The sequence below is a fragment of the Terrabacter sp. NPDC080008 genome (assembly GCF_040702505.1).
Lineage (GTDB): Bacteria > Actinomycetota > Actinomycetes > Actinomycetales > Dermatophilaceae > Terrabacter.
In genome coordinates this window covers 283,573-310,108 of record NZ_JBFBLC010000001.1, presented here as the reverse complement: position 1 = coordinate 310,108, position 26,536 = coordinate 283,573, and the positions used below count along the sequence as shown (strand labels likewise).

30 protein-coding genes are annotated in these 26,536 nt (G+C 72.8%); 20 read left to right on the top strand and 10 right to left on the bottom strand.

Features of this window, described 5'->3' with window-relative positions; genetic code table 11:
* Positions 1-43 precede the first annotated feature (43 nt).
* Together AB0316_RS01490 and AB0316_RS01485 are read left to right on the top strand one after the other, a co-directional pair.
* A complete protein-coding gene (locus AB0316_RS01490) occupies positions 44-568 on the top strand; it encodes an EVE domain-containing protein (protein ID WP_366269846.1) in 525 nt (174 codons plus the stop codon).
* Positions 565-1,059, top strand: coding sequence for a metallophosphoesterase family protein (locus AB0316_RS01485; protein WP_366269845.1), 495 nt, complete (start codon positions 565-567; stop codon positions 1,057-1,059). The genes AB0316_RS01490 and AB0316_RS01485 overlap by 4 nt, the downstream gene beginning before the upstream one ends.
* Before the next feature lie 18 nt (positions 1,060-1,077).
* Here the strand turns inward: AB0316_RS01485 and AB0316_RS01480 are convergent, their stop codons facing one another.
* The 3 genes from AB0316_RS01480 to AB0316_RS01470 all read right to left on the bottom strand — a co-directional run bounded on the left by AB0316_RS01480 (position 1,078) and on the right by AB0316_RS01470 (position 3,393).
* A complete protein-coding gene (locus tag AB0316_RS01480; RefSeq protein ID WP_366269844.1) occupies positions 1,078-1,566 on the bottom strand; it encodes a DUF1269 domain-containing protein in 489 nt (162 codons plus the stop codon).
* Positions 1,567-1,669: 103 nt separating this feature from the next.
* Entirely contained in the window at positions 1,670-2,167 is a 498-nt protein-coding gene (locus AB0316_RS01475; protein WP_366269843.1) for a DUF427 domain-containing protein, read from the bottom strand.
* A complete protein-coding gene (locus AB0316_RS01470) occupies positions 2,164-3,393 on the bottom strand; it encodes a cysteine desulfurase-like protein (protein ID WP_366269842.1) in 1,230 nt (409 codons plus the stop codon). The genes AB0316_RS01475 and AB0316_RS01470 overlap by 4 nt, the downstream gene beginning before the upstream one ends.
* A gap of 138 nt (positions 3,394-3,531) precedes the next feature.
* Here AB0316_RS01470 and AB0316_RS01465 point away from each other — a divergent pair, with 138 nt between their 5' ends.
* Both AB0316_RS01465 and AB0316_RS01460 read left to right on the top strand, forming a co-directional pair.
* A complete protein-coding gene (locus tag AB0316_RS01465) occupies positions 3,532-5,283 on the top strand; it encodes an FAD-dependent oxidoreductase (protein ID WP_366269841.1) in 1,752 nt (583 codons plus the stop codon).
* Positions 5,284-5,347: 64 nt separating this feature from the next.
* Positions 5,348-6,712 carry an adenylate/guanylate cyclase domain-containing protein gene (locus AB0316_RS01460; RefSeq protein WP_366269840.1) on the top strand — a complete coding sequence of 455 codons (1,365 nt, stop codon included), beginning with the start codon at positions 5,348-5,350 and terminating at the stop codon, positions 6,710-6,712.
* Positions 6,713-6,796: 84 nt separating this feature from the next.
* Here AB0316_RS01460 and AB0316_RS01455 read toward each other — a convergent pair whose 3' ends face one another.
* Positions 6,797-8,212, bottom strand: a complete 1,416-nt coding sequence (locus tag AB0316_RS01455) for an FAD-binding protein (protein ID WP_366269838.1) — start codon at positions 8,210-8,212, stop codon at positions 6,797-6,799.
* Between the two features lie 196 nt (positions 8,213-8,408).
* Here AB0316_RS01455 and AB0316_RS01450 point away from each other — a divergent pair, with 196 nt between their 5' ends.
* Complete coding sequence (locus tag AB0316_RS01450) at positions 8,409-8,930, top strand: DinB family protein (RefSeq protein WP_366269837.1); 522 nt, start codon at positions 8,409-8,411, stop codon at positions 8,928-8,930.
* Between the two features lie 129 nt (positions 8,931-9,059).
* Positions 9,060-9,890, top strand: a complete 831-nt coding sequence (locus tag AB0316_RS01445) for a CPBP family intramembrane glutamic endopeptidase (protein ID WP_366269836.1) — start codon at positions 9,060-9,062, stop codon at positions 9,888-9,890.
* 176 nt (positions 9,891-10,066) lie between these two features.
* Here the strand turns inward: AB0316_RS01445 and AB0316_RS01440 are convergent, their stop codons facing one another.
* From AB0316_RS01440 to AB0316_RS01425, 4 genes are all read right to left on the bottom strand, one after another.
* Complete coding sequence (locus AB0316_RS01440) at positions 10,067-10,486, bottom strand: VOC family protein (protein ID WP_366269835.1); 420 nt, start codon at positions 10,484-10,486, stop codon at positions 10,067-10,069.
* Positions 10,487-10,497: 11 nt separating this feature from the next.
* Entirely contained in the window at positions 10,498-10,980 is a 483-nt protein-coding gene (locus tag AB0316_RS01435; RefSeq protein ID WP_366269833.1) for a GNAT family N-acetyltransferase, read from the bottom strand.
* A gap of 51 nt (positions 10,981-11,031) precedes the next feature.
* Complete coding sequence (locus AB0316_RS01430; protein WP_366269831.1) at positions 11,032-11,322, bottom strand: hypothetical protein; 291 nt, start codon at positions 11,320-11,322, stop codon at positions 11,032-11,034.
* A 243-nt stretch (positions 11,323-11,565) separates the two neighbouring features.
* Entirely contained in the window at positions 11,566-12,888 is a 1,323-nt protein-coding gene (locus AB0316_RS01425; protein WP_366269830.1) for a S53 family peptidase, read from the bottom strand.
* Positions 12,889-13,051: 163 nt separating this feature from the next.
* On the opposite strand from AB0316_RS01425, the gene AB0316_RS01420 reads away from it, so the two are divergent.
* The gene (locus AB0316_RS01420) at positions 13,052-13,567 is read left to right on the top strand and encodes a GNAT family N-acetyltransferase (protein WP_366269829.1); all 516 of its coding nucleotides are present in this window, start codon (positions 13,052-13,054) and stop codon (positions 13,565-13,567) included.
* Here AB0316_RS01420 and AB0316_RS01415 read toward each other — a convergent pair.
* Positions 13,534-14,361, bottom strand: coding sequence for a hypothetical protein (locus AB0316_RS01415; RefSeq protein WP_366269827.1), 828 nt, complete (start codon positions 14,359-14,361; stop codon positions 13,534-13,536). The two genes, AB0316_RS01420 and AB0316_RS01415, sit on opposite strands and share 34 nt — an antisense overlap.
* 143 nt (positions 14,362-14,504) lie before the next feature.
* On the opposite strand from AB0316_RS01415, the gene AB0316_RS01410 reads away from it, so the two are divergent.
* The 9 genes from AB0316_RS01410 (at position 14,505) to AB0316_RS01370 (ending at position 21,093) form a co-directional block, all read left to right on the top strand.
* The gene (locus AB0316_RS01410) at positions 14,505-14,852 is read left to right on the top strand and encodes an MmcQ/YjbR family DNA-binding protein (protein WP_366269825.1); all 348 of its coding nucleotides are present in this window, start codon (positions 14,505-14,507) and stop codon (positions 14,850-14,852) included.
* 209 nt (positions 14,853-15,061) lie between these two features.
* Entirely contained in the window at positions 15,062-15,418 is a 357-nt protein-coding gene (locus AB0316_RS01405; RefSeq protein ID WP_366269823.1) for a hypothetical protein, read from the top strand.
* Complete coding sequence (locus AB0316_RS01400) at positions 15,418-16,365, top strand: FAD:protein FMN transferase (RefSeq protein WP_366269821.1); 948 nt, start codon at positions 15,418-15,420, stop codon at positions 16,363-16,365. Before AB0316_RS01405 ends, AB0316_RS01400 begins: the two co-directional genes overlap by 1 nt.
* Positions 16,365-16,928: a ferric reductase-like transmembrane domain-containing protein gene (locus tag AB0316_RS01395; RefSeq protein ID WP_366269819.1), complete on the top strand. Its 564-nt coding sequence runs from the start codon at positions 16,365-16,367 to the stop codon at positions 16,926-16,928. The genes AB0316_RS01400 and AB0316_RS01395 overlap by 1 nt, the downstream gene beginning before the upstream one ends.
* Positions 16,925-18,046 carry an NADH-ubiquinone oxidoreductase-F iron-sulfur binding region domain-containing protein gene (locus AB0316_RS01390; RefSeq protein ID WP_366269817.1) on the top strand — a complete coding sequence of 374 codons (1,122 nt, stop codon included), beginning with the start codon at positions 16,925-16,927 and terminating at the stop codon, positions 18,044-18,046. The genes AB0316_RS01395 and AB0316_RS01390 overlap by 4 nt, the downstream gene beginning before the upstream one ends.
* On the top strand, positions 18,030-18,257 hold the full coding sequence (locus AB0316_RS01385) for a ferredoxin (RefSeq protein ID WP_366269815.1): 228 nt from the start codon (positions 18,030-18,032) through the stop codon (positions 18,255-18,257). The genes AB0316_RS01390 and AB0316_RS01385 overlap by 17 nt, the downstream gene beginning before the upstream one ends.
* Before the next feature lie 132 nt (positions 18,258-18,389).
* Entirely contained in the window at positions 18,390-19,298 is a 909-nt protein-coding gene (locus AB0316_RS01380) for an ROK family protein (protein WP_366269813.1), read from the top strand.
* Positions 19,295-20,263 (top strand): hexose kinase, encoded by a 969-nt coding sequence (locus AB0316_RS01375; RefSeq protein ID WP_366269812.1) that lies wholly within the window; start codon positions 19,295-19,297, stop codon positions 20,261-20,263. Before AB0316_RS01380 ends, AB0316_RS01375 begins: the two co-directional genes overlap by 4 nt.
* On the top strand, positions 20,260-21,093 hold the full coding sequence (locus AB0316_RS01370) for a class II fructose-bisphosphate aldolase (protein ID WP_366269810.1): 834 nt from the start codon (positions 20,260-20,262) through the stop codon (positions 21,091-21,093). The genes AB0316_RS01375 and AB0316_RS01370 overlap by 4 nt, the downstream gene beginning before the upstream one ends.
* Positions 21,094-21,289: 196 nt before the next feature.
* Here AB0316_RS01370 and AB0316_RS01365 read toward each other — a convergent pair whose 3' ends face one another.
* Positions 21,290-22,189 (bottom strand): SIS domain-containing protein, encoded by a 900-nt coding sequence (locus AB0316_RS01365; RefSeq protein WP_366269808.1) that lies wholly within the window; start codon positions 22,187-22,189, stop codon positions 21,290-21,292.
* Positions 22,190-22,322: 133 nt separating this feature from the next.
* Between AB0316_RS01365 and AB0316_RS01360 the strand changes: the two genes are divergently transcribed.
* The 4 genes from AB0316_RS01360 (at position 22,323) to AB0316_RS01345 (ending at position 26,475) form a co-directional block, all read left to right on the top strand.
* The gene (locus tag AB0316_RS01360; protein WP_366269806.1) at positions 22,323-23,123 is read left to right on the top strand and encodes a DeoR/GlpR family DNA-binding transcription regulator; all 801 of its coding nucleotides are present in this window, start codon (positions 22,323-22,325) and stop codon (positions 23,121-23,123) included.
* A 175-nt stretch (positions 23,124-23,298) separates the two neighbouring features.
* The gene (locus AB0316_RS01355; RefSeq protein WP_366269804.1) at positions 23,299-24,564 is read left to right on the top strand and encodes an extracellular solute-binding protein; all 1,266 of its coding nucleotides are present in this window, start codon (positions 23,299-23,301) and stop codon (positions 24,562-24,564) included.
* Positions 24,565-24,580: 16 nt separating this feature from the next.
* Positions 24,581-25,576, top strand: coding sequence for a sugar ABC transporter permease (locus AB0316_RS01350; RefSeq protein WP_366269802.1), 996 nt, complete (start codon positions 24,581-24,583; stop codon positions 25,574-25,576).
* Positions 25,573-26,475 (top strand): carbohydrate ABC transporter permease, encoded by a 903-nt coding sequence (locus AB0316_RS01345; protein ID WP_366269800.1) that lies wholly within the window; start codon positions 25,573-25,575, stop codon positions 26,473-26,475. The genes AB0316_RS01350 and AB0316_RS01345 overlap by 4 nt, the downstream gene beginning before the upstream one ends.
* Positions 26,476-26,536 lie beyond the last annotated feature (61 nt).

Sequence of the window (26,536 nt, the reverse complement as noted above, 5' to 3'; positions counted from 1 at the left end):
TAGGTGACGGACGACGACAGCACCAGCACAGGAGGCCGGCAGCGTGGCGCAGCAGCGAGCCGTCGAGCGGTCCCGGCTCGGCGCCTGGCTGCTCAAGTGCAACCCCGAGCTGTGGGACCTGCGCGGGCTGCTCGACTCCGGCCAGGACCGGCTCACCTCGTGGGCCGTGCAGCCCGGCTACCGCTCGCGGCTCGTCGCGCCCGGCGACCCGGTCCTCTTCTGGGTCTCCGGAGGCGGCCGGCAGGGACTGCAGCGCGGCATCTGGGGCCTCGGCCACACGACGGCCGAGGTGGAGCCCTGGGCGGAGACCGAGCAGGGGCGGTGGCGCAGTGCGTCCGCCTCGCACGGCGTCCGCGCGCGGGTCGAGATCGACGTGCGGCTGCTCGACCAGCCGGTCAGCGACGACGAGCTGCGCGCGGCGGGCATCGACGGCCTGGAGGTGCAGCGCCAGCCGTTCATGGCCAACCCGTCCTTCGTCACCAGCGACCAGCTGGCTGCCCTGCGACCCCTGCTGCCGCCCTGGACCGAGCCGCCCGGCACGACCGCGCACGAGGAGGAGCCCCGGTGAGGGTCCTCGTCCTGTCCGACACCCACAGCCCGCGGCGGTGGAAGGGCTGCCCGCCCGCGCTGCTGCCGCAGCTCGATGCCGCCGACGTGGTCCTGCACGCCGGCGACGTGTGCACCCCGGACGTGCTCGAACTGCTCGAGACCTTCGCGCCCGTGCACGCCGTGATGGGCAACAACGACGTGCCCGAGGTCGCCGAGTGGGGCGCCCCCGAGACGCTCGAGCTCACCCTCGAGGGCGTGCGCATCGGCATGATCCACGACAGCGGCCAGCGTCAGGGCCGCACGGCCCGGATGCGGCGGCGCTTCCCCGACTCCGACCTCGTCGTCTTCGGTCACTCGCACATCCCGCTCGACGAGACCGGCGACGGCGTGCGCATCCTCAACCCCGGCTCGCCGACCGACCGCCGGCGCCAGCCCACGGGCACGTATGCCGTCCTCGACCTCCGCGACGGCGCGCTCGCCGACGTGCGCATCGAGCAGCTGCCGACCTGAGGCAGGTCAGCCCTGGCTTCACCGACCGCCGAACGTCTCCATCAGCACCTCGCGCTCGCCCTCGGTGAGGTTGGTCGCGATGAGCTTGCTGTGCATCCAGTGGAAGCGCTCGCCGACCCGGTCGAGGTCACCCTGGTCGGTGACGACGAACAGCGCCGAGGTCCCCGGGGTCACCTCCTTGCGGATCGTGGTCAGCTGCTCCTTGCTGATCCCCGCGTCCTGGGTCATCTTGCTGATCGCGCCGATCGAGGCACCGACGACGCCGCCGACGACCGGCACGAGGAAGAGCGCTCCGGCGAGCACGCCCCACAGGGCGCCCCACCCGGTGCCGCGCCACTTCTCCTCGTTGCCGTGCTTGGTGTTCGGGCGGTCCTGACCCTCCGGCCACGAGACGACGGCGTGGTCGATGATCTTGATCAGCCCCTCGGTCTCGCACTGCTTGAGCACGTGCTCGGCCTGTGCGGCCTGGTCGGGGTCGTCGAACTTCCATACGGTGAACGTCGCCATCTCGCGCTCCTCTGCGTCACCGCCGGTCGGACGGCCGGCACCAAGACCCTGCCGGACCCGCCCGCCGCGTGCCTCCCCCGAAGGGGGTGAGTTCGGGCGCCGGTCACCAGCCCCAGGAGCCGGCGCCGCCCTTGAACGGCCCGACGACCCGGTCGGTGATCCACCCGCCGTAGAAGCCGCCCTCCTGGGGCCGCACCTGCTCGCCGTTCACGAAGCACGCGTCCACGAGCCCCGGCATGACGGCGACGTGACCGGCCAGGACGGCATACGTCGGCAGGGGCTCGGGATAGGTCCACGCAGCCCGTGCTGCCCGGCGTCCGCCACCGACGAGGTCGAAGTACGCCGCCTGTCCCTTCCACTCGCACACCGTGCTGCCCTCGACCGGGACGAGCGCGCCCTCGACGAACGCGTCGCGCGGCAGGTAGTAGGTCGGCGGGTGGCTCGTCTCGAGCACGCGCAGCGACGAGCGGGTGCTCGCCACGACCTCGCCGCCCAGGTGCACCTCGACGAGCTCGTCGCTCGGGTCGACGATCGGCGGGCGCGGGTAGTCCCAGACGGACTCCTGGCCGGGACCGGCGGGCAGCGGCACCGGCCGGCTCACGACCGGCCCCCGCAGATCTCCTCGAGCCCGGAGGCGAGGCGCTCGATGTCGTCGGCGTTCGTGTAGGGCGCCAGACCCATCCGCAGCCCGCCCGTCGCCCCGAGCCCGAGGTGGTGGCTGCAGTCCCACGCGTAGAAGTGGCCGGCCGGCGCGTTGACGGCGCGCGCGGCGAGCCCGGCGCGCAGCTCCTGCGGGTCGTGGCCCTCGACGGTCACGAGCAGGGTCGGCGTGCGCCGCTTCGCGTTGGAGTATGCCGTCAGGCCCGGGATCGCCCGCAGCCGCTCCTCCAGCGTGGCAAGCAGCGCGTCCTCGTGCTCCTCGAGCGCCGCGAACGAGGTGACGAGGCGCTCGCGGCGGGAGAGCGAGGGGTCGGTGAGGGCGAGGTCGGCGAGGAAGTCGACGGCGGCGGTCGTGCCGGCGAGCAGCTCGTAGGGCAGGGTCCCGAGCTCGAACCGCTCCGGGACCGTGTCGGACGACGGGAGCAGCTTGTCGGGGTGCAGCGTCTCGAGGAGCGAGGGCGCCGCGCCGAGCACGCCGTGGTGCGGCCCGAGGAACTTGTAGGGCGAGCAGACCCAGAAGTCGGCTCCGCTCGCCGGGACGTCGGTCAGTACGTGCGCCGTCGCGTGCACGCCGTCGACCCAGAGCAGGGCGCCGACCGAGTGGACCACGTCGGCGATCGCCGGGATGTCGGGACGGGTGCCGATGAGGTTGGAGGCGGCGGTGACCGCGACGAGCCGGGTGCGCTCGCCGACGACCGCCTCGACGGCGTCGGGCGGCAGCTCGCCGGTCGCCGGGTCGAAGTCGACCCAGCGCACGGTGGCGCCGGCCGCCTCGGCGGCGATCACCCACGGGCGGATGTTGGCGTCGTGGTCGAGGCGGCTGACCACCACCTCGTCCCCGGGGCCCCAGCCCTTGGCGAGGGTGCGCGCCAGGTGGAACGTCAGCTCGGTGGCCGAGCGCCCGAAGACGATCCCCGCGGGGTCGAGGTTCAGCAGGTCGCCCATGGCCGCGCGGGCCTCGACGACGACCCGGTCGGCCCGCCGCTCGGCCGGGGTCACGGCGCCGCGGTTCGAGATCGCCGAGGTCAACGTCTCGACGATCGCGGTCGCCACCGTGTCGGGCACCTGCGAGCCGCCGGGCCCGTCGAAGTGCGCCGCCCCCTCCAGCAGGGCCGGGAAGTGCGAGCGGATCCGGTCGACGTCGAAGGGGGAACCAAGGGCAGCCATGGCCCCATCTTCGCCGAGCGACGGCCGGTTCTGTCGATCGGGCCCGGCGGCGCGGTGGTCGGGCCTACCGTCGAGAACGAGGGGTGGTCGTGATCGGTCCTGCCCGCCACCAGCCGCCAACCAGCCAGGGGGGTCACCATGACCCGTCCTCTTCTCCTCGTCGTCGACCCGGATCTCGATGCCCTCGCGCGCACCGAGGGCGAGCTCGCCCGCCGCTTCAGCGCCGACTTCCGCGTTCGCGGGGAGTCCGACAGCCGCGTCGCCCTGCAACAGCTCGAGCTCGCCGCCGAACGCGGCGACCCCGTGGCGCTGGTCCTGGCCGACCCGTGGCTGCCGGGCCCCACGGGTGCCGAGCTGCTCCGCTCGGTGCGCACCCTGCATCCCGACGCGGCCCGTGCCTTCCTCGTCCCGTGGGGCGCCTGGGCCGATGGTCACACCGCTGAAGCCATCCTGCGCGGCATGTCGCGCGGCGACATCGACTACTACGTGCTCGAGCCGTGGGCCTCGCCCGACGAGCTCTTCTGCCGCACCGTCTCGGAGTTCGTCCAGGCCTGGTCGCGCACGGTCGTGGACCGGCGGCGCGAGGTCGTCGTCGTCGGTGCGGCCCGCGACGCGCGGGGGCACGACGTCCGGACCCTGCTGACCCGCAACGGCATCCCGCACGCGTACCTCGACCGCGGGACGCCGGAGGCGGTGGCGGTCCTCGAGTCGGTGGCTGCGCCCCGGCCTGCGGATGCCGAGGGTCCGCTCGTCATCTGGCTCGCAGCGCTCGGCGGGCGGGTGCTGCTCGACCCCACCGACGTCGAGATCTGCCAGGCGTGGGGAATCGGCACCGACCTCACCGGACCGGACGGCACCGAGGTGGGCGAGGTCGACCTGCTCGTCGTCGGCGCGGGACCGGCCGGCCTGGCGGCCGCCGTCTACGGCTCCTCCGAAGGCCTGTCGGTCCTCTGCGTCGAGGAGCTGGCTCTAGGTGGGCAGGCCGGCACGAGCTCGCTCATCCGCAACTACCTCGGCTTCTCCCGCGGGCTCTCCGGCGCCGAGCTCGCGCAGCGCGGCTTCCAGCAGGCGTGGGTCTTCGGGGCGCAGTTCGTGCTCACCCGCCGCGTCACGCAGATCGAGCCGCTCACAGACGGCGGGGGCTTCCTCGTGACGGTCTCCGACGTCGGCCAGGTCAGGGCCCGCACGGTGCTCCTCGCCACCGGCGTCGCCTACCGGCGGCTCGGGGTTCCCTCGCTGGAGGCGCTGACCGGGTCGGGCGTCTACTACGGCGCGAACGTCTCGGTGGCGCACGGCCTGACCGGCGCGCACACCGTCATCGTCGGCGGGGGCAACTCGGCCGGGCAGGCGGCCCTGCACCTGCAGCGGTATGCCGCCGATGTGGCCATCGTGGTCCGCACCCCCGACCTGTCCTCGACGATGTCGAGCTACCTCATCGACGAGATCGAGGCCTCGGACACGATCTCTGTCATCGGGAACGCCGAGGTGGTCGGCGGGGGCGGTGACGGCTGGTTGTCGGAGGTGGTCGTCGCCGACCGGACGACGGGCGAGCGGAGGGTCATCCCGGCCGACGGCCTCTTCGTCATGATCGGCGCGGAGCCGCACACCTCGTGGCTCCCTGACGCCGTGCGCGACAGGTGGGGCTTCCTCGTCACCGGCGCCGACCTGCGTGAGACCGGCGCCTGGACCATGGAGCGGCCCCCGAGCGCCCACGAGACGTCGGTGCCGGGGCTGTTCGCCGTCGGCGACGTGCGGGCCGGATCGGTCAAACGAGTCGCGTCCGCCGTCGGCGAGGGATCGGTCGTCGTGTCGGAGATCCACCAGCACCTCGCCCTCGCCCCCGCGTCGCGCCGCACTCAGGAGGCGGGAGGCGCCGACCGCCGTGGCTGAGCCGTCCCCGGCTGAGCCGGTGGCGCGCGCTCCGACAGCTTCGGGGGGCGGCCCTCGCGCGCCCATGCGCAGGCGCCTCGTCGTCGGCGCGGCGGCGCTGGCACTGCCCTTGGCCGGCCTGGTCGTACTGCGGCTCTCGAGCCACCTCGACCGGCAGTGGCAGCACGACACGACGCACTTCTGGATCGTGTTCGGCGCGGCCCTACTCAGCGCGGTGACGGCATACGGCACGGGGGCGGCTGCCGTCCGGCGCGGCGACGTACGCGTCATGTACGTCTCGCTCGCGTTCCTGTGCGCCGCGGGCTTCCTCGGCCTGCACGCCCTGGCGACACCACACGTCCTGCTCGACAGCCCGTCCGCCGGCTTCAACGTCTCGACGCCGGTCGGCGTCGCGCTCGGCTCGCTCTTCGCGGTCGTGTCGGTGCGGGAGGTGGCCGCGGTCGATGCGGCGGCCGAGATGCGCCGGGCACGGATGCTCCGGCTGCTGCTCCTGGTCGTCATGGCGCTGTGGGGCGTCGCGTCGCTGCTCCGGCTCCCGCCCTTCGACGTGGGTCCGGGACCCGAGAGCGGTTCGGGGCCGATGGTGGCCGGTGCGGTGGTCGCGGTCGTGCTCTACCTGGCGGCGGCCCTGACCTATGCGCGCCTCTGGTGGCGGCGGGGAGGCCTGCTGCCGGCGGCGATGGCCTCCGATCTCGTCCTGCTGGCCGAGGCGATGGTCGCCGTCGCGATCGCTCCGAACTGGCACCTGTCCTGGTGGGAGTGGCACCTGCTCCTGCTCGCCGCCTTCGCCCTGGTGGCCTGGGGCGCGCAGCAGTCGTGGCACGAGGAGCGGTGGGCCGGGCTCTACACCGCGGACACGCTCGCCGGGCACCGGGAGATGTCGATCCTCTTCGCCGACCTCAAGGGTTTCACGACCTTCTCGGAGGCCCACGACCCGGCGGAGGTGACCGAGATGCTGAACGCCTACTTCACCGTGGCGATCCCCGCCGTCGTCAAGCGGCACGGGGGCACGATCGACCGGCTGATCGGCGACGCCATCATGGCCACCTTCAACCGGCTCGGCGACCAGCCCGACCACGCCCGCCGCGCGGCGCTGGCGGGTCTCGACCTGCAGGCCGAGACGGCCCGCATCGCCGACACCCACCCCGGCTGGCCGCGCTTCCGGGTCGGCATCAACAGCGGCGAAGTGCTCGTGAGCGTGCTCGGCAGCGAGGGAGGCCGCACCCACACCGTCATCGGGGACGCGGTCAACGTCGCCTCGCGCATCGAGGGCCAGGCGCCGGTCGGGCGGGTGGCTGTCACCGCGAGCACCCTGAAGGCTCTTCCCGGCGCCGTCACCGAGCGCCTCGGCCCGCTGGAGCTCAAGGGCAAGGACGAGCCCGTCGAGGCCTTCGTCCTCGTCTCCCTTCCCGAGCACACCTCCGCCTGACACGCGAGCGCGCCCGCCCGACAGCCCCCTGTCCGGGCGGGCGCGCGGCCCGTGGTCCTGCTCGTCAGCCGTTCAGCCGACCAGTCAGTCCGTGACCTTGCCGTCCTCGAAGAGGCGCGGCACGCGGTGGTTGGCCAGGAACCGGTCGTCCGGGTCGTAGGCCGAGCGGATGCCCTTCAGCTGCACCCAGGTCAGCTCGTCGTAGCCCGTGCGCGCGTCGACGGCGTTCTCGGCGAAGTTGAGGTAGCTGCGACCGGTCGACCACGGCTCGAGCGCGCTCGTCACCCGGCGGGCGTCGAGCTCGCCCTGCGCCGCCATCTCCGGCGTCGCCGCCACCGCCACCGCGAAGGCCACGTATGCCGCGTCGATCGTCGCGAGGGCACCGTGGCCCTCCGGCGCCCGCCCGAGAGCACCGCCGAGCTGGCGCAGCTCGGTCGCCAGCAGCGACGTCTCGGCGCCGGGTCCGACCTGCTCGAGCAGGGCGTCGACGGTGAAGTCACCGAGCTCACCGAGGAGCGTGCTGTCGGAGACGCCCGGCGTCGGCCCCTCCGGGTCGAGGTGCAGGCGCGTCAGGGTGCGGGCCGGCACCCGGCCGAAGGTGTCGATCTCCGGCCGCAGCCCGCGAAGCAGGCCGAGCATCGCGCCCGCCTCCTCGTCGGAGCCGAGCACCGCCCCGTCGATGACGGCGAGCGACCGGCCGCGCAGCGGCTCCGGGATCGCCGGCAGCGGCGGCAGGTTGAGGAACCGGAACGAGGTCGTGACGGCGTCGGGCGCCTCGGGCGCCCAGTCGGCCCAGCGACGCAGCACCTGCTCGGCGTCGCCGGCGTCCCAGACGAGCATGCCGGCATACGCCGTCTCGATCGGGAAGAGCCGGAACTCGAGCGCCGTCACGACGCCGAAGCTGCCACCGCCGCCACGCAGCGCCCAGAAGAGCTCGACGTTCTCGCTCGCGTCGGCGCGCACGAGCTCGCCGTCGGCGGTGACGAGCTCGACGGCGGTGACGCTGTTGGCGGCGAGGCCGAGCTGTCGGGCGTACCAGCCGATGCCGCCGCCGAGGCTGTAGCCGGCGATCCCCACATCGGGAGAGCTGCCGTGCAGGGCCGCGAGCCCGTGGTCGGCGGCGGGCTCGGTGGCGTCGGTCCACAGCGCGCCGCCCTCGACGCGGGCGATGCGGCGGTCGGCGTCGATGGTGACCCCGCGCATCCGCTCGGTGCGCACGAGCACGACGTCGTCGAGGCCGCGTGCCGCGAGCGGGCCGGCGTTGTGGCCGGTGCTCTGCGGCGCGACCCGGAGGCCGGCGGCCGCGGCTGCGCGCACGACCTGCTGCACGTGTGCAGCGGTTGCCGGCAGCGCGACGGCGGCTGGGCGCTGGTCGATCGCGACGTTCCACGGCATTCGAGCCGCGTCGTAGCCGGCGTCGCCGGGCAGGTGGACCGCACCGTCGCAGAGTCCGGCGAGGCTCGCGGCCCGTCGGGCGGTGGGGGTGAGGAACGTGGTCATGCTGGTCTCCTGTTTCGTCTGCGGCCCGACTGGTGGGCGCGGCTGTTCAGAGCCGGCTCAGGGGCTCCAGATACACGCCGGGCGGAAGGTCCGTTTCGTCCCGGCGCGTGGCGCTGGGGAGCGTGAGTCGGCGTGCGAGCCCTCGCGTCCGGGGCCCCGGCGGGATGCACCGGGGCATGCTGGGTAGGTGGACGACGTGACGACAGAGACTGCCCGCGACCTGATGCTCGACGCCTTCGAGCGCATCCGCGAGGGCCTGCCGAAGGTCGTCGACGGGCTCTCCGTCGACGATCTGCTGTGGCGCCCCGACGCCGACGCCAACCACATCGCCTGGCTCGTCTGGCACCTCGCCCGGCAGCAGGACGACCAGGTGGCCCACCTCGCGAGCGAGGAGTCGGCCTGGCTGGCGGACGGCTGGGTCGACCGGTTCGGCCTGCCCTACCCGCCCGACGCCCACGGCTGGGGCATGAGCTCGGAGGAGGTCGGCAGCTTCACCATCGCCGACCCCGGCCTCTTCGCCGAGTACCACTCCGACGTCCACGACCGCACCGCCGCGCTCGTCGAGCGTCTCGACGCCGACGCGTACGCCAAGGTCATCGACGAGCGGTGGGACCCGCCGGTCACGGTGGCCGCCCGGCTCGTGTCCGTGCTCGACGACGCGGCCAAGCACCTCGGTCAGGCCGAGTACGTCCGCGGGCTCGTCGAGCGGCGTCGCTGACCCGGGTTCGGGCCGCCTCCTGACAGGCGCCCTTGGGCCGTTGCGACGCCTGTGACCGGTGGGGTCGAAGTGGCCTGACCGGCACGGAAGCACGGAAAGCGCACAGGTCGCCGTGTGACACTGGAACGGATGAGTGTCCCCGTCCTGAGCCGCCCAGAAGCCGCCGTCGCGTCCCCGACCGACGGCGCCGTCGTGTCCGCCCACGCTGCCTCGCACGAGGTGACCAGACGGCGGCGGGTGGCCCTGATCGCCCGCGGCCGCCGTGCGCGCCTGGCCTCGACCGTGGCTGTCGTCCTCGCGCTCGCCGGCGTCAACATCGCCGACCACCTGCTCGGCTGGAACACGATGTGGCTCGGCCCGCTCGGTGCCGTGGCGCTGCTCGCCTTCGCCCGGTGGCAGGGACTCACCTGGCACCAGCTCGGCCTCGCCCGGCACACCCACGCCCGCGGCATCCGGTGGGGACTCGGCGTCATCGCGGTCGTCGCCTCCGTCTACCTGCTCGGCATCCTGCTGCCCTCGACCCGGACGGCGTTCCTCGACGCGCGCTACCACCTGCCGCCGGCCGGCGCGCTGCTCACGGCGTTCGTCATGATCCCCGTCGGCACCGTCCTGCTCGAGGAGGTCGCCTTCCGGTCGGTGCTGTGGGGCTTCCTGTCGCGGCACGCCCGCTGGTGGCAGGTGCTCGCCGGCTCGTCGTTCCTCTTCGGGCTGTGGCACGTGCTGCCGGCGATGGCGTCGGCCACCGGCAACGCCGCGATCGGCTCGGCCGTCGCCGGGCTCGGCCCGTTCGCCAAGGCGGCCGTCGTCGGTGGCACGGTGGCGTTCACGGCCCTCGGTGGCGTCGTCGCCGGCGAGCTGCGCCGCCGCAGCGGCAGCCTCTTCGCGAGCGTCGGCATGCACTGGGCCACGAACGCGCTCGGCGTCCTCTTCGGCCTGCTCGCCTGGCGCCTCGCCGGCTGAGGGCTTCCCCTCCCGACGACGTATGCCGCCCGGCCGGCTCGGCCACGCGGCATACGGCAGCGCGTGGACGGGACAGATGACGACCTTCGTGCCGCGTCCTGGTCGCGTCGTGCTCAGCGGAGGCGGGCGACGCCGCGAAGATGCGTCATCGTTCCCGCCGGGTGCGTCACGCTGCGTCAGTCGGTGGGGTCGACCTTCGAGCCCTCGAAACCGATGAGCCAGTGCAGGCCGTAGCGGTCGACGACCTGGCCGTCGTAGTCGCCCCAGGGCCGCTGCTGCAGGTCGTCGACCACGCGGCCGCCCTCCGAGAGCGCGGCAAACCAGGCGCGCAGGGTGTCCGGCTCGGCGGTGCCGAGCAGCGAGAGCATCAGGCCCTCGCACCGCAGCGCCGGCTCGTCACCCGTGGCGTCCGAGGCGAAGAGGGTGACCGGGCCGTCGGACAGGTAGCCGTGGGCGATCGCGTCGGCCGGTCCGTCGGTGCGCCCGAACTGCTCGAGCGTGTATGCGTGCACCTCCGCCCCGAAGACGCTGCCGTAGAAGGTGAGGGCCTCCCGGGCGGTTCCGGGCAGGTGCAGGTAGGGCGTCAGTGCCGTCATGGTCCCGGATGCTAGGCCAGCGACCGCACGTAGCGGCGCTCGAGACGCCCCGACCTGCGGTGCTCGCGCGCCTCGTCGGTCGGCTGCCAGCCGGTGCGGCGGTAGAGAGCGACGGCCCGCTCGTTGTCGTCGTAGACCCACAGCTCGAGACCGGTCGCCCCGGTGGCAGCCGCGTGTTCTGTCGCGGCAGCCACGAGGGCCGCGCCGACGCCCGACCCCCAGGCGCACGGGTCGACCCCGAGGTAGACGATCTCGAGGCTCGGGCCGTGCGGCTCGAGCACGACGAAGCCGACGACCCTGCCGTCGAGCTCGGCCAGGTGCAGGCTGGCGCCCACCGGGCCGAGGGCCCGGTCGATGACCGGCAGGGACTCCTCCACCGTCGCCGGGTCGGGGTCGCCGTCGCGGTGGGCGGTGGCCTGCGCCCAGATGCGGGCCGCCTCGCGCCGGTCTGCGAGACCGGTGGACGAGCGCGTGGTGAGGACGGGAGGGTTCACGCCATCACCCTCTGGTGCGGCCATGCCGCCGTCAACGGGATATCGGTGGCGTCAGACGCCGGCGACCTCGCGGGCCCGCTGCGGCGCGCGGGACTCGTGGCGGATCGTGTCGCCGCAGTGCGAGCAGTGCCAGCCCGCCGCGCCCTTGAGGTAGTGGTGACCCGACGCGCGGCAGGTGAGGGAGGGACCGGTGTCGCCCCACGCCGTGACCTGCTTCGTGTCACCGGCGCGGCCGGCCTGGACGAACGCCGTGCCGACGAGCGAGGCGATGACGAGGGCCACGAGCGCCAGCGGCCACGCGGCGGCCAGTGAGGAGACTCCGTCGACGATTGCCAGGTTCATGACGAGAACTCTCGCCGAGTCGCCACAAGGGGTCGGCGCGCGAAACGGCAAGGAACCTGCAAGATCCACACAATTCACGGCCCGGCACGACGGTTTCTGCAGCGGGGACGCTGTCGCTCGGCTGCAACCGTGGCCCCGGCCATCGGCGGTGCGGCACCGCCGACGGCCGGGGCGCCGGTCCCGGACAGCGGCGTGGCCACCCAGCGAGGTGCTGGGTGGCCACGACACGGCATACGGGATCGGTCAGCGGTGGACCAGCTGTCCCACGAGGCCGGAGACGTCGGGCGAGCCCAGACCGGTCGGGTCGTCGTAGCCGGCGCCGGCGTCGAGGCCCGGGCCCTGCCAGGCGTTGTTCCCCGAGGTCACGTCGTGGAAGGCGAGCTTGCGCGTCTCTCCCGTGCCGATCGCGTAGAGGGCGGGGTTGAGCTGGCCGAGGCGGTGGCCCGCCTGCTGGTCGGCCAGGGCGCCGATCGCGGCCCACTGCGGCGAGCCGGAGCTCGTCCCGCCGTAGAAGTAGAAGCCGTTGTCGGAGGCCTTGGCGTTGAACCCGACGTAGACGAACACGGACGTGTAGACGGACGCGTTGTAGGAGACGTCGGAGGTCGTGCGCATCGCGTTGCCGTTGACACCCGCCTGGTAGGACGGCGCCGGGAAGACCGTGCTCGGGGCGCCGCCCGTCGCGCCGATCGGGCCGAGCGTGCAGCCGAACGGCTCGTGCTGGGCGCAGGAGGCCTGGTCGCCCCAGACCGTCTCGCCCTGGTAGCCGCCGGCGTCGTCGGTGAAGAGATTCGTGCCGCCGACCGCCGTGACCAGCGGGTCGGACGCGGGGTAGCCGGCCGCCAGCTGCGGGCCGCCGTTCGAGGCGCCGTCGTCACCGGAGGAGGCGAAGACCGAGATGCCCTTGGCCGCCGCCGCGACGAAGTTCTCGTGCGACTGCTGCAGCTGCAGGTTGTTGCCCTTGCCCTTGATGGCGGCCTCGTCCGAGCCGTAGCTCATCGACAGCACGTCGCCGAGGTCGTGGTCGACGGCGTAGCGCACCGCGTTGTTGAGCGCGTTGCCGTAGTTGTTCGGCGCCACGATGAGGTTGATCGTCGCGTCCGGCGCGATGGCGTGCGCCCACTGGACGTCGAGGCTCGTCTCGCCGGCCCACCCGAGCGGCTGACCCTTGTGGGCGGTGCTCGTCTGCGGCGCACCGCCGGGGTAGTAGACGTTGAGGTCGGCCTTGGGCAGGCCGAAGGTCTGGCTGAAGACGTCGAGGTCCTGGCGCACCGTGGGGCTGCCGTACGCGTCGACGATGACGATGCGCTCGCCCCTGCCGGTCCAGCCGTCAGGGATGTCGTAGGCCTTGCGGATCAGCGCCGGCGTGTAGCAGGCCAGCCCGACCCGGGCCACGCACTGCGACGGCGTGGGCAGGGCGCCGATCGTGCTGCCGGTCGAGTACTGCTTCGTCAGCGGGTGGACGGTGTAGACGATGTTGCTGTTGTCCACGCCGGCCGCGGTGGCCGACGAACCGGCCACCAGGGTGGTGCCGAGCGCGAGGGCCGCCGAGGCGAGCCCCACCCCCACGTACGTCTGTGTACGTCGAGTTCGATTGCGCATGAATCCCCTTTTCCCTGTACCTCGGGCGAAATGCCTCGATTCCAGAGGGAAGGTAGGTTCGATTTATTCGAGCTGGCTGGGAGAACCCTGCCGAATCCATGACAAGGGCGGCGGCTGCGAGACTGCGGTCATGGACGGCTTCTCCATCCGCGCCGCGCTCCCGACTGACCACGACCGGCTCGGCGAGCTGACCGCCGCGGCCTACCTCGACGACGGCCTGCTCGACTTCGGCGCCGACGACCCCTACCTCGAGGTGCTTCGCGACGTGGCACACCGGGCTGCCCACACCGAGGTGCTCGTCGCCGTCGACCGCGAGGGTACGGTGCTCGGCGGGGTGGCCTTCGTCGAGGGACCGGGGCCCTTCGCCGACGTGGCGCGCGAGGGAGAGGCGGAGTTCCGCATGCTCGCCGTCGCGCCGGCCGGCCGGGGGCGGGGCATCGGCACCGCCCTGGTGCGTGAGTGCATCGAGCGGGCGTCGGCCCTCGGGCGCCACCGCGTGGTGCTCTCGACCCAGGCCTCGATGCACTCGGCGCACGCGATCTACGAGCGGTTCGGCTTCCGACGCGCTCCAGAGCGCGACTGGTCACCGGTCCGCGACTTGAAGCTGCTCGTCTACGTGCTCGAGCTGGAGCCGGCCCGCGCCTGAGCGTCCCTGCTGGCCTGCTCGATGAGGTCGCGGACGGCGGCGGTCATCGTGGGGTCGAGCTCGACGTGCGCCTCGAGCAGTCGCAGCAGGGTCGCGGCGGCGTGCGCGTTGCGCTCGTAGCCGGGGACGAGGTCGGCGAGCGGCAGCAGCTCCGGGTCGAACCTGCGCTCGACGCCCCGGTCGACGACGAAGACGTCCTGCTGGTCGCCGTGCCCGAGGCGCAGGTGCCCGAGGAGCGTGACCCAGCGGTCCACGGCATACCCCTGGATGAAGCGGGTCGCCGTGAGCCGCTCGCCGCGCAGGTCGCGGTGCAGCCCGACGTAGAGGTTCGTGATCGCCTCCCCGACCTGGTGCTCGAGCGAGTCCGGCTGCGGGAGAGGCGCCTTCGGGATCTCGAGCCCGGCGGGCGCGTCCGGGCGGCTCCAGTGCACGCGACCGGGCGGGTAGCCGGCGGTCTCCAGCTCGGCGAGGGAGAAGACGGCGTACTCCGCGAAGAGGCCGTCCTGGAGCAGCGCCTTGCGGCCGGCGCGGCTGTTCTCGAACGACCAGACGACGGGCTGCGCCGCCTCCAGCCAGTCGATGGCGGCGAGGTAGCGGTCGCGCGCCGGCTCGTCGTCCACGACGACGAAGAAGTCGGCGTCGGAGTGCTCGTCGAGGCGGTGCAGGTCGCGGCCGACCGAGCCGAGGCCGAGCAGCGCCACGGCGTCGCCGCGACGGTCGAGCTCGGCGGCGAGGCGGTCGAGAAAGGCGATCAGGCGCTGCGGGATCGTGGGCTGGGTGGGGCGTGACGGCATACGTCGTCTCCTTGGTCGTGGCGTGGAGTCGACGTTTCAGCCCGCCCGGCGCTGCCGTCGGGGTCGCGACACGGGGAGCGTATGCCGTCCCGTGGCTTCCGCGGAAGGGCTCTCTCGTGCGGTCTCGGTGGCAGTCTGGACGGGTGGCCGTGACCATCGAGGACGTGCGGCGGGTGGCGGAGCCGCTCCCCCGCTCCTACGAGGTGCTCGTGCGTGACCGGGTGAAGTTCCGGGTCGGGCAGATCGTCTGGCTCGCCTTCTCCGCCGACGAGACCCAGATGGGCTTCGCCTTCCCCAAGGAGGAGCGCGACGCGCTGGTGGCGAGCGAGCCGGACGTGTTCCACATGCCACGCGCCTCCGACCTGCGGTTCAACTGGGTCGAGGCCCGGCTGGACGCGCTGGAGGTCGGGCGGATGCGTGAGCTGGTGGTCGACGCGTGGCGGCTCGTGGTGCCGAAGTCCGTGGCGCTCGCCCACGGCCTCGACGGCTGAGGGTTCGGACCGGGCGGTTTCGGGGCTGGGCGGAGGTGCGGCTCGGCTGCTGTGTGCAGCCCTCGGGGCCAGGACCCCCAAAGCTGCACACACCGGGAGACCTCGGCCGGGCACGCCGGGCGATGCATGCCGCGGTCATCGCGGCGGCACAGCGCGGGCACAGTGGCCGCGCGGACCGTGGGAGACATCCGGACGTGAAGGAGTCCCCCATGAGCACCGTTCCCCGAGCCCTTCCCCGCGCCTTGCGCAGAGCCCGGCTGTGGACGACGGGCCTGCTGACGGCCTCGACCGTCCTCGTCGGGGTGATCGGCATCCACCTCGCCGAGGACCACGCCCATTCTTTGGCCCAGTCGTCCAGCGCCGCTAGCGGGTCGGGCTCGGGCAGCTCCTCGTCCGGCTCCTCCGGCTCGGCGGGCTTCTCGAACCAGGGCTTCTCCGACCAGGGGTCGTCGAACCAGGGCTTCTCGAACTCGGGCTCCGACCAGGGGTCGAGCGCGGGCTTCGCTCCCGTCGCTCCCCTCGGCGGCAGCGGCTTCTCGGCCCAGTCGAACTCGGGCGGCTCGTGATGGGCGCCGCGGCCCTCAGGGCGCCGGCGAGCGCCACGTTCCACGCCATCGGCACGACGAACTCGATCCTCGCCACCCGCGCCGACGCCCTGCCCGAGGCGGTCGGGATCGCCCAGCGACACCTGCGTGAAGTCGACCGGGCCGTCAGCCGCTTCCGGCCCGACTCCGAGGTGAGCCTGCTGGCCCGCCGCGCCCACCGCGCGCCGGCCGAGGCGTTCGTCTCGCCGACCTTCGCGGCCTACCTGGAGGCCGCGCTGCGCGTCGCGCGCCTCACCGGTGGCCTCGTCGACCCGACGGTCGGCTCCGCCCTGGTGGCCACCGGCTACGACGACGACCTCGACGTCGTGCGCGCGCGACCGGTCTTCCACCAGGTCCACGTGGCGGGTGTCCCGCGCTGGCACTCCGTGCACCTCAACGTCTCGGGACGCCGGGTCTCGGTGCCGCCCGGCACGCTCCTCGACCTCGGTGCCTCGGCCAAGGCGTACGCCGCCGACACCATCGCGGGCCTGCTCGCCGCGTCGCTCCCGGGCGGCTTCGTCGTCAACCTCGGCGGCGACCTCGCCGTGTCGGACGACCTTCCAGCACAGAGCTGGTCGATCGGCATCGAGGACGCGGCAGGTGCCGTGCGGCAGGTCGTGACGAGCACCGGGCAGGCCGTCGCCACCTCCTCGACCCAGCGACGCGTGTGGCGCTCGGACGACGGGCCGCGCCACCACATCGTCGACCCGCGCACCAGCCGCACCGCCCGGGCCGTCTGGGCGCAGGTCTCGTGCGCGGCCGCGACGTGCCTCGAGGCGAACGCCGCCTCCACCGCGGCCGTGGTGCTCGGCGCCGACGCGCCCGCCTGGCTGACGCAGCACGGAGTCCCGGCGCGCTTGGACGGCCTCGACGGGCAGGTCGTGACCACCCCCGGCTGGCCCGCGGTCGGGACGAGCAGGGCCGCCTGATGAACGAGCTGCTCTGGTACCTCTCCCGCGCCACCGGCGTGGCCAGCATCGTGCTGCTCACCGTCGTGCTCGTGCTGGGCCTCGTGACCTCCGGCCGCCGCCGTCCCACCGGCGAGTCGGCGACCGTCGTCATGGCCGTGCACCGCTGGCTCTCGCTCGGCGCGAGCGTCTTCCTCCTCACCCACATCGCGACCGCCATCGCCGAGACGTACGTGTCGATCGACCTGGTCTCGGCCGTGCTGCCCTTCACCTCGGGCTACGAGCCGCTGTGGGTGGGCTTCGGCACGCTGGCCTTCGACGTGCTGGTTGCCGTCGTCGTCACCTCGCTGCTGCGCCACCGCCTTGCCGAGCGCACGTGGCGCCGCGTGCACCTGCTGTCGTATGCGTTGTGGCCGCTCGCGATCGTGCACGGCCTCGCGCTCGGCACCACCGGCGAGCTGCTGCTCCGCGGCACGACGCTGCTGTGCGCGGTGGCCGGGGCCGTCGCCCTCGCGTGGCGCTGGAGCGCCACGCACCACGACCGGGAACGCCGGCTCGCCGTCGCCTCGCAGGAGTGGTCATGAGCGTCGTGTCCGTGCTCGCCGAGGCCGGTCTGACCGGACGCGGCGGCGCCGCCTTCAGCACCGCCACCAAGGTGGAGGCCGCCCACGCGCACCGCGCCGCCCTCGTCGTCAACGCCTGCGACGGCGAGCTCGGCGCCGCGAAGGACGGCTGGGTCGTCGCCCACCGCCTGCCCGAGCTCGTGGCCGGGGCGAACCGGCTCGCCGCCGGGGCACCCGTGTCGTATGCCGCCCACCGCGGCTCGGAGACCGCGCAGCGCCTGCACGCGGCCGGGTTGCGCGTGCTCGAGCTGCCGGCCCGCTACGTCTCCTCCGAGGAGTCGGCGATCATCTCCTACGCGCAGGGCGGCCTGGCCCGGCCGATGACCAAGCGCCAGCCGCTCGTGCGGGGCGGCCGGGACTCCGAGGGCCGCCGCATCCGCCCGACCGCCGTGCTCAACGCCGAGACGGTGTGGCGCGCGGCGCAGATCCTGGCGAACGGCCCGGACTGGTTCCGCTCGTTCGGCACGGCCGAGCAACCGGGACCGCGTCTCGTCTCGGTGAGCACGCCGGTGGCATACGCCCTCGTCGTCGAGACCGAGGCCGGCGCTGCGCTGACCGACCTGCTCGACCTGGCCGGTGGGCTGCCCGACGGATCGCCCGGCGTGCTCGTCGGCGGGCTCGGCGGGACCTTCGTGGCCGCCGCGGACGTGCCCGGGCTGCGCTGGTCCGACGCGTCGCTGGGCCGAGTCGGGGCGCGCGTCGGACCGGGCGTCGCCGAGGCGCTCGACCCGCGCGAGTGCCCCCTCGCCTACGTCCAGCGGTGCCTGACCTGGGCTGCGGGCGAGTCGGCGGGCCAGTGCGGGCCGTGCATGTTCGGCCTGCCGGCGCTCGCCGCCGACTGGCACGCCCTGGTCGCACGAGGCGACCGAACGGCATACGGCCGCATCCGCTCCCGGGTGGGGCTGCTGCGCGGGCGCGGTGCGTGCCGCTTCCCCGACGGGGTGGCCGGCTTCGCGGGGTCGGCGCTCGACGTCTTCGGCGACCACCTCGAGCAGCACCGGGCGGGGCGGTGCGATGTCGCCGAGCTGCGCTACGCCCCCGAGACGGACGGGAGGCGGACCGGTGTCCACGTCGGCTGAGCGGGCAGCGTCCGGGCGCACGGCGCCGCTGGCCGTCGACCGGGTCGCCTGCAGCGCCCACGGCGTCTGTGCCCAGCTGCTCACCGGCGTGACACTCGACGAGTGGGGCTATCCCGTCGTCGACGAGGCGCGGGTCGCGGCAGAGAACGACGCGGACGCCGTCGCCCGGGCGGTGCGGCTGTGTCCCGCGAGGGCGCTCTACCGTCGCTGACCCGCTCGAGCGCTGACGGCAGGGGCTCGGAGCCCTCGCGGCTGGCATCCTGAGCACGTGACCACCCCCGGCGTGTCCGATCGTGCGCGAACCGATGCGAAATCGCGCAGCATTGCTCATAGACTGCGCACCGTGACGCGTGAAGCAGTGGTCGGGATCGACGTGGGCGGCACCCGGATCAAGACGGCCCTCGTTAGCCCTGACGGCGCCGTCCTCGCCGAAGCGGTGCACCTCACGCCCCCCGCGGTCGGCGACCGGCTCGGCGCGGTCGCCGCGGAGGCGGTGGACCGGCTGGTGCGCCAGGCCGGCGACCCGGTCGAGCTGCTCGCCGTCGGGCTCGTCGTCCCGGGCCTCGTCGACGACGAGAAGGGCATCGGCGTCTGGTCGGCCAACCTCGGGTGGACCGACCTCGACCTGCACGGCAGCGTCGCCGCCTCCGTCGACGTGCCCGTCGCGGTCGGCCACGACGTACGCGCGGGCCTGCTCGCCGAGCACCGGCTCGGAGCCGCGCGCGAGGCCGACAACGTGCTCTTCGTGCCGCTCGGCACCGGCCTGGCGAGCGCGATGCTGAGCCGCGGCCGGCTCGTGACCGGGTCGCAGTGGACCGGCGAGATCGGTCACGTCGTCGTGGTCCCCGACGGCCCGCCCTGCGGCTGCGGCGAGCGCGGGTGCCTCGAGGCGGTCGCGAGCGCCGGGGCGATCGGACGCCGGTGGTCTGCGGCGACCGGGCTGACCGGCGACGCCGAGGAGGTCGCCCGCCGGACCGAGGCGGGCGAGCCCGAGGCCTGCCGCGTCTGGCAGGAGGCGGTCGACGCGCTCGCCGCCGTGGTCGCACCCGTCGTGGCCGCGACCGGGACCGAGCTCGTTCTCGTGGGCGGCGGACTCGCGCGCGCCGGCGACACCCTCTTCGAGCCGCTGCGGGCGGCGCTGCGAGCCCGGCTCGGCCGGCGCGCCGAGGTGGCCGTCGAGGCCGCCGCGCTCGGCGACCGGGCCGGCTGCCTCGGCGCTGCCACCATCGCGCTGGACCTCGTGGGCCGATGATCATCACCGTCACGCCGAACCCGGCGCTCGACCTGACGTATGCCGTCCCGGCCATCGCGCTCGGGGAGTCCCACCGCGTCACCTCGGTCACAGAGCGGGCCGGCGGCAAGGGGCTCAACGTCGCCTCCGTGCTGACCTCGATGGGATCTGGCGCGGTGGCCGTGGCCCCGGTCGGCGAGCTCGACCTCGACCTCTTCCGCCGTGACCTCGACGCCCGGCGGGTGCCTCACCGCCTCGTGCCCTCCCCGTGCCCGACCCGGCGCTCCGTCGCGGTCGTCGAGGCCGGCGGACGCGCCACGCTCTTCAACGAGGCGGGGGTGCCCGAGTCGAAGCGGGTCTGGGACCGGCTCTGCGAGGAGATCGCGGCGCTCGCGCCGGAGGCGTCCGTGCTCACGGTCTCGGGCAGCTTCCCGACCGGCGCCGACACCGAGCTCGCCCGCCGGGTCACGCTGCTGGCCCACGAGTCGGGTCTGCGCGTCGTCCTCGACATCAGCGGGCCCCATCTGACGCGAGCCCTCGCCGCCGGGCCCGACCTCGTCAAGCCGAACCGGGTCGAGGCCGCCGTCTCGCTGAGCAGCCTGGGCCGCGGCGACGTGCCGTCGGTCCCGCAGGCGGCCCGGGCGCTCGTGGCGGCCGGCGCCCGCTCGGCCGTCGTGAGCGACGGCACCAACGGGCTCGTCCTCGTGCACGACTCGCTGGGGCACGACGTCGCGCTGCGGGCCCGGCTGCCCCGGCCGCTCTCCGGCAACCCCACCGGCGCCGGTGACGCGCTGACCGCCTCGCTGGCCGCCGACCTGGAAGCGGGCGGGGACCTGCCGAGCGGGCGGGACGTCTGGGCGGCGGCGCTGCGACGCGGCGTGGCGTGGTCGGCCGCAGCCGTCCTCCAGCCCGTCGCCGGCGCCGTCGACCCCGCCGATGTCGCCCGCCTGCTCCCCACCGTCGAGATCGAGGAGATCCCCCTGTGAGCCGCTCACCCCTGACGCCCGTCCTCGCCGACGCCGCCGCGGCCGGACGGGCCGTCGCGGCCTTCAACGTCATCCAGCTCGAGCACGCCGAGGCGTATGCCGCCGCAGCCGAGCGGGTCGGCCTGCCCGTCGTCATGCAGATCTCGGAGAACTGCGTGCGCTACCACGGCTCCCTCGCGCCGATCGCCGCGGCGACGCTCGCCATCGCCGACGCCTGCTCGCAGCCGGCCGTCGTGCACCTCGACCACGCCGAGGACGCCGCGCTCGTCGAGGAGGCGGTGCGGCTGGGCATGACGTCGGTGATGTTCGACGGCTCGAAGCTCTCCGACGACGAGAACCGCGCGGTGACCAGGAAGGTCGTCGAGCTGTGCCGGGCCGCCGGGGTCTCGGTGGAGGCGGAGCTCGGTGAGGTGGGCGGCAAGGACGGCGTCCACGCCCCCGGGGTGCGCACCGATCCCGACGACGCGGCGCGGTTCGTCGCCGACACGGGCGTCGACGCGCTCGCGGTGGCCGTCGGCAGCAGCCACGCGATGACCGACCGCACGGCGCAGCTCGACACGGAGCTCATCGCGGCACTGCGCGCGGCGGTGCCGGTGCCGCTCGTGCTGCACGGCTCGTCCGGCGTGCCCGACGAGGGACTCGTCGCCGCCGTGCGGGCTGGGATGGTCAAGGTCAACATCGCGACGCACCTCAACCAGGTGTTCACGCGGGCGATGACCGAGCGGCTCGAGTCATCCCCGACCGTCGACACCCGCAAGTACCTCGGCGCCGCTCGCGACGCCGTCACCGACGAGGCCGCGAGGCTCATGCGCCTCCTCGCCACCCCCTAACCGTCGAAAGGCCACGTCTGGCCCCTCTTTAACCGTCGAAAGGCCACGTCTGGCCCCTCTTTAACCGTCGAAAGGCCACGTCTGGCCCCTCCTCAACCGTCGAAAGGCCACGTCTGGCCCGGGCCACTCGTGGCCTTTCGACGTTCGCGGAGGGGCCGTTCGTGGCCTTTCGACGATGAAGGGTGCGTGGGGATCTTCAGCTCAGGACGATGCTGCGGGTGAGGTTGCGGGGGGCGTCGGGGTCGAGGCCCTCGGCGTCGGCCTTGGCGAGGCACAGCCGGTGCAGGCGCACCAGGTCGGCGAGCGGGTCGATGTCGCGGTGCTCGAACCGCGCGCCCGTCGCCTCCACCTGCTCGCGCAGCCCCTCCGGCACCTCGCCGAACGCCCACACGACCCGGCCGGGCGCCGCGATGCTGATCGGGCCGTGGCGGTACTCCATCGCGGGGTAGGACTCGGACCAGAACTGCGCCGACTCACGCAGCTTCAGCGCCGCCTCGTTCGCGATGCCGTTGGACCACCCGCGCCCGAGGAAGGTCACCTGCTCGGCACCCACGAGCGGGCCGTATGCCGTGTCGCCGTCCTCCGCGAGCACCGCGCGGGCCTGCTCGGCCACCGCCGCCAGGTCGTCGCCGAGCGAGGCGCGCAGCAGGGCCAGCACCGAGGTGGCGAACCGGGTCTGCACGACGCTCTGCTCGTCGACGTCGTCGAGCAGGATCGTGGCGTCGGACTGCTCGGCGATGGGCGTGCCCGGGGTGGCGACGAGCGAGACGTGCGGCGTGCCGGCCGCGCGCAGCCCGTCGAGCACCTCCATGACCTCGGTCGTGGTGCCGGAGCGGCTGATGAGGACCACGCGGTCGTAGCCACGGGCGAGACGGTGCTCGGAGGCGGCATACGCGTCGGTGACGCCCTGGCCCAGCTCCTCGCGGCGGGCGGCATACGCCTGCCCCATGAACCACGAGGTGCCGCAACCGATCGTCGCGACCCGCTCGCCGGGCTGCGGAAGGTGGGCGGCGAGGTCGCCGAGGCGGCCGACGACGCGCTCCCAGTCGTCGGCCTGGGTGGCGATCTCGCGGGCGAGGTGCGTGGACTGCGTCATGGGTGCTCCGGAGGCTCGGGCGTCGACGCCGCAGCGCGGCACGACAGGTGGGTGATTGTGTGTGCTTGGTTTGCAGCCTAAACGCGCAGAGTTGCACATGTCTATTGCTCGGGTTGCACGGTATCGTCGGGGCGTGAGCCAAGACAGCGATCTCGCCACCAGTCGCGCCAGTCGCTGGTCCACGATGCTCGACCGGCTGGCGACGCAGGGCCGGCTCGGCGTGAGCGAGGCGGCCGAGCTCCTCGGCGTCAGCGAGGCGACGATCCGGCGCGACTTCTCCGAGCTCGCCAAGCGCCAGCTCGTCGCGCGCAACCACGGTGGGGTCGTCGCCACGAGCGTCGCCTACGAGCTGCCCTACCGCTACCGCAGCACCCGCGCCGACGACGACCGCGCCCGCGTCGCCGCGGCTGCGGCCGCCCTGGTGCACCCGGGCCAGGTGGTGGGCCTCAACGGCGGCACCACCACCACCGCCACCGCGCGTGCCATCACCGCGCGCGAGGATCTCGTCGTCGACGAGGAGATCACGCTCGTCACCAACGCGCTCAACATCGCCACCGAGGCGGTGCTGCGCCCCCACGTGCAGTGCGTGTCGCTCGGTGGGGTCGCCCGCCCGGAGTCCTACGAGGTGACCGGCCCGCTCGCGACCCTCGTGCTCCAGCAGCTGTGGATCGACGTCGCCATCGTCGGCGTCAACGCGCTGTCGTCCCGCGAGGGCGCGACCTGCCGCCACGAGGACGAGGCGGCGATCATCCGCACGATGATCGAGCGCTCCAAGGAGGTCATCTGCGTGGCCACGGCCGAGAAGCTGGGCGCCCGCACCTTCGCCTCCATCTGCCCCGTCGAGCGCATCGACCACCTCGTCACTACCGTGGGCGCAGACCGGGACGAGGTGGACGCGATCCGCGCCGCCGGCGTCCAGGTGCACGAGGTCTGACGGAACCCACAGGCGTGTTCGGCCCCCAGTGATGCGTGTTTGTGATCGAATCAATGGAGATTCGGTCATGATTGTTCTTGAATGCACATCGATGCCGATCTAGGTTGGCACCATTGCGGCCAGGGGAGGCATCGGCACCGACGCCACCGGCCCACACCGAACCAAGGGAGAGACAATGAGGTCCACGAAGAAGTCCGTGGTCGTCGCGGGGATGGCCATCGCAGGCCTCGCCCTCGGCGCGTGCGGTGGAGGCACCGGCGCCGGGTCCGCAGCAGGCGGCGGCGGCAACGCCTCGGGCGGCAGCCAGGGCCCGACGACGATCAAGCTCGTCGCGGCCGAGTACTCCAAGGAGCACACCAAGGCGTTCTGGGACGCCTTCGCCCAGACGTACAAGCAGAAGACGGGCAACACCCTCGACGTGCAGATCGTCAGCTGGGACAACATCGACCAGCAGTCTTCGACGATGATCCAGAACAACCAGGCCCCCGACATCCTCAACCTCAACGCGTACGCCAGCTACGCCAAGGACGGCCTGCTCTACAGCTCCGACGAGGTCCTGCCGGCCAGCGCCAAGAGCGACATCCTCGACACCTTCGTCAAGTACGGCACCTACCAGGGCAAGTTCTACGGCTTCCCCGACCTGTCCTCGGCCCGCGCGCTCTTCTACAACAAGACGCTCTTCAAGCAGGCCGGCATCGCGAACCCGCCGAAGAGCTGGGACGAGCTCGAGGCCGACGCGAAGAAGATCGCCGCGACCGGCAACGTCGGTTACGCCCTCCCGCTCGGCCCGGAGGAGTCGCAGGGCGAGTTCTCCATGTGGCTGTTCAACAACGGCGGCGACTGGAAGACCGACGGCAAGTGGACGATCAACAGCGACAAGAACGTCCAGACGCTCACCTTCCTCAAGAAGCTCTCCGACGAGAAGGTCACGCAGAACAACCCGGCCCGCACCAACCGCGCTGACGCGTTCGACCTGTTCAAGTCGGGCAAGGCCGGCATGGTCGTCGGCTTCAGCCCGCTCGCCGGCGCGCTCGACCAGGACAAGAAGGTCGACTACGGCGTGGCGCCGTTCCCGACCAACGACAACTCCGAGAGCAAGACCTTCGGCGTCACCGACTACCTGATGGCGTTCAAGAAGCCGGGCAACCAGGCGGCGGTCAAGGCCTTCTACGACCTCTACTACCAGCCCGACCAGGTCAACACCTTCATCAAGGCCGAGGGCTTCCTGCCGGTCACGAAGTCGGGCGTCCAGCAGTTCCAGAGCGACCCGAAGCTCAAGGTCTACCTCGACACGCTGCCGAACGCGCGCCTCACCCCGACCGACGACCCGACGTGGGACAAGGTCAAGCTCGCCGTCCAGCAGAACCTCGGCAAGGCGATGAGCGGCGACCCGAAGGCCGTCCTCGACGACCTGCAGAAGACCGCCGAGAACGCCGGCTGACCCGGAGCTCCCCACGATGAGTGACAGCACTGCCGTGACCCCTGCTCCCGCCGACTCGGCGGGGGCGGGGGCCACGCGCTCGCGTATGCCGTCTCGTCCCTCCCGCCGCAAGCGGGCGGGGCGGATCGGCCGGGTCCACCCGCTGGTCGCCCTCCTCTGGCTGGCGCCGGCGCTCGCGCTCATCGTGGGGGTCGTGCTCTACCCGGCGATCAAGCTCTTCGACGCCTCGCAGGGGAAGTACTCCATCACCGGGCTGCGCACCGGCGACGCCGGGTGGACCAACTACCAGAAGGTCCTCGAGCACCCCGATCTCGCGCAGGTGCTGCGCAACACCGTCGTGTGGGTGGTGGCCGTCGTCGCGTTCACGATCGTCATCGGCCTGGCGCTGGCGCAGTTCCTCGTCAAGAGCTTCCCGGGCCGCCGCTTCGTGCGCTGGGCGGTGATCGTGCCGTGGGCGGCCTCGCTGGTCATCACGAGCCAGCTGTTCGTGCTGCTCTATGACTACAACTACGGCGTCATCAACTACGTGCTGCAGAAGCTGCACCTGATCAGCACGCCGATCGACTTCCTCGGCAACGACAGCTGGACGATGTTCTCGATGGTCGTCGTGGGCATCTTCGTGTCGCTGCCGTTCACGATCTTCGTCTTCATCGCCGGCCTCGGGGCGATCCCCGACGACGTCATGGAGGCCGCGACCGTCGACGGCGCGAGCCCGTGGCAGCGCTACTGGAACATCACGCTGCCGCTGATGCGCCCGGCCCTGATGGTCGCCACGGTGCTCAACGTCATCTACGTCTTCAACAGCTTCCCGATCGTCTACACGCTCAACGACCGCAACCCGGGCTACGCCCACGACACGACGATCACGTTCATGTACAAGCTGGCCTTCAAGAGCCAGGAGCACGACGTGGGCATGTCGGCGGCTGCCGGCATCTTCAACGTCCTGCTCATCCTGGTCGTGGTCGCCATCTACCTGAGGATCATCAACGTGCGCGAGGAGACGACGCGATGAGCACCACGACGGCTGCCGCGCCGGTCGCACCCGGCCCGCCTCCGGCCCAGGAGCAGGCGGTCGCGCACGGCCACGACCCGAAGCGGCGCAGGCGCGCCTGGATGGCCGTCGGCGGCGCGCTCGTGGCCTTCGTGTTCCTCTCGCCGTACCTGATCATGGTGCTCGACTCGCTGCGCACGAGCACCGACGTCAAGAGCACGCCGACCTCGATCTTCCCGAAGGTCTGGCAGTGGGACACCTACGCGCAGGTGCTCGGCGACGACCGGTTCCTCAACTGGCTCAAGACCTCGCTCATCGTGGCGAGCGGCTCGACGGTCATCGTCGTCCTCGTGGCGATCCCGGCGGCGTTCATGACGGCGCGGCACCGCTTCCCGGGCCGCGGCGCGTTCCTGTTCCTCGTGCTGGTGACGCAGATGTTCGCGCCGACCTCGCTCGTCGTTGGCCTCTACCGCCAGTTCTTCGAGCTGAACATGATCAACACCTACGGCGCGCTGATCATCACGAACGCGGCGTTCAACCTCGCCTTCGCGATCTGGATCCTGCACGGCTTCTTCTCCTCGATCCCGCTCGAGGTCGAGGAGGCGGCCTCGCTCGACGGTGCGAGCCGCTGGCAGGTGCTGCGCCGGGTCATGCTGCCGCTGACCCTGCCGGGGCTCGTGACGGCGACGATCTTCACCTTCATCGCGGCCTGGAACGAGTACGTCGTGGCGCTGACGCTGATGATCGACGACGACAAGAAGCCGCTGACGGTCGGCATGCGCGCCTACATCACCGGCTACGAGCAGCACTGGGACCAGCTCTTCGCGGCCTCGGTCATCGCGGTCGTGCCGGTCGTCATCCTCTTCGCGATCATCGAGAAGCACCTCGTCGGCGGCCTCACGGCCGGCTCGGTCAAGTAGTCGAGCAGCCGGCGGCCGCCGCCACCCGGGACTCGGGACTCGGGCGCAGCCGTACCCGGGC

Excerpts from the sequence above, each read along its gene's own strand:
- AB0316_RS01375 (WP_366269812.1), top strand. The coding sequence starts at position 19,295 with ATGATCATCACCGTCACGCCGAACCCGGCGCTCGACCTGACGTATGCC.
- AB0316_RS01430 (WP_366269831.1), bottom strand. The coding sequence starts at position 11,322 with ATGAACCTGGCAATCGTCGACGGAGTCTCCTCACTGGCCGCCGCGTGG.
- AB0316_RS01455 (WP_366269838.1), bottom strand. The coding sequence starts at position 8,212 with ATGACCACGTTCCTCACCCCCACCGCCCGACGGGCCGCGAGCCTCGCC.
- AB0316_RS01345 (WP_366269800.1), top strand. The coding sequence starts at position 25,573 with ATGAGCACCACGACGGCTGCCGCGCCGGTCGCACCCGGCCCGCCTCCG.
- AB0316_RS01470 (WP_366269842.1), bottom strand. The coding sequence starts at position 3,393 with ATGGCTGCCCTTGGTTCCCCCTTCGACGTCGACCGGATCCGCTCGCAC.
- AB0316_RS01365 (WP_366269808.1), bottom strand. The coding sequence starts at position 22,189 with ATGACGCAGTCCACGCACCTCGCCCGCGAGATCGCCACCCAGGCCGAC.
- AB0316_RS01445 (WP_366269836.1), top strand. The coding sequence starts at position 9,060 with ATGAGTGTCCCCGTCCTGAGCCGCCCAGAAGCCGCCGTCGCGTCCCCG.
- AB0316_RS01465 (WP_366269841.1), top strand. The coding sequence starts at position 3,532 with ATGACCCGTCCTCTTCTCCTCGTCGTCGACCCGGATCTCGATGCCCTC.
- AB0316_RS01460 (WP_366269840.1), top strand. The coding sequence starts at position 5,348 with ATGCGCAGGCGCCTCGTCGTCGGCGCGGCGGCGCTGGCACTGCCCTTG.
- AB0316_RS01420 (WP_366269829.1), top strand. The coding sequence starts at position 13,052 with ATGGACGGCTTCTCCATCCGCGCCGCGCTCCCGACTGACCACGACCGG.
- AB0316_RS01395 (WP_366269819.1), top strand. The coding sequence starts at position 16,365 with ATGAACGAGCTGCTCTGGTACCTCTCCCGCGCCACCGGCGTGGCCAGC.
- AB0316_RS01400 (WP_366269821.1), top strand. The coding sequence starts at position 15,418 with ATGGGCGCCGCGGCCCTCAGGGCGCCGGCGAGCGCCACGTTCCACGCC.
- AB0316_RS01350 (WP_366269802.1), top strand. The coding sequence starts at position 24,581 with ATGAGTGACAGCACTGCCGTGACCCCTGCTCCCGCCGACTCGGCGGGG.
- AB0316_RS01355 (WP_366269804.1), top strand. The coding sequence starts at position 23,299 with ATGAGGTCCACGAAGAAGTCCGTGGTCGTCGCGGGGATGGCCATCGCA.
- AB0316_RS01480 (WP_366269844.1), bottom strand. The coding sequence starts at position 1,566 with ATGGCGACGTTCACCGTATGGAAGTTCGACGACCCCGACCAGGCCGCA.
- AB0316_RS01440 (WP_366269835.1), bottom strand. The coding sequence starts at position 10,486 with ATGACGGCACTGACGCCCTACCTGCACCTGCCCGGAACCGCCCGGGAG.
- AB0316_RS01415 (WP_366269827.1), bottom strand. The coding sequence starts at position 14,361 with ATGCCGTCACGCCCCACCCAGCCCACGATCCCGCAGCGCCTGATCGCC.
- AB0316_RS01390 (WP_366269817.1), top strand. The coding sequence starts at position 16,925 with ATGAGCGTCGTGTCCGTGCTCGCCGAGGCCGGTCTGACCGGACGCGGC.
- AB0316_RS01405 (WP_366269823.1), top strand. The coding sequence starts at position 15,062 with ATGAGCACCGTTCCCCGAGCCCTTCCCCGCGCCTTGCGCAGAGCCCGG.